At 53.9% G+C, this 397-nt stretch carries 1 pseudogene; it reads right to left on the bottom strand.

The window, feature by feature from the left end:
• Nucleotides 1-397: pseudogene (locus MXF20_RS23235) on the bottom strand (MFS transporter); the annotation flags it as partial.

Below are 397 nucleotides of genomic sequence, written 5' to 3'. Positions count from 1 at the left end.
AGCTGGTGACAGCAGCACGCCTGTTCTTCGGGCATAGTGCTTCGGATCAAACAGCACAAGAGGCAGTAAAGCTTTAACTACCGTACTCATTCCGTTCACAGCTCCATAACCCAGAATAAAAATGGCTACAGCCACAGGGGTGACATTACCTGCAAGGCCGACCAGAAAACAGACTGGCAGCAGAACGCTGGTAACCAGACTCAGGCGGAGCGCAGATGTATTTGCGCCATAAGCCACGTCCAGCAGTCGGACACTCACCTGCCCCCCACCCCACAGCATGCCCGTCACGGCAGGCATGCCATAAGCGGCCAGTATCTGCGGAAAATGAGTGGATACGCCGGTAGAAACAAAGCTTATTAGCGCTATTAGCGTGGCATACCACAGGCCGCTGATGAAT

It is taken from the genome of Pantoea dispersa, from assembly GCF_035783935.1.
In the GTDB taxonomy this organism is placed as follows: Bacteria; Pseudomonadota; Gammaproteobacteria; order Enterobacterales; family Enterobacteriaceae; genus Pantoea; species Pantoea dispersa_C.
This window is presented reverse-complemented; position numbering and strand designations above follow the sequence as displayed.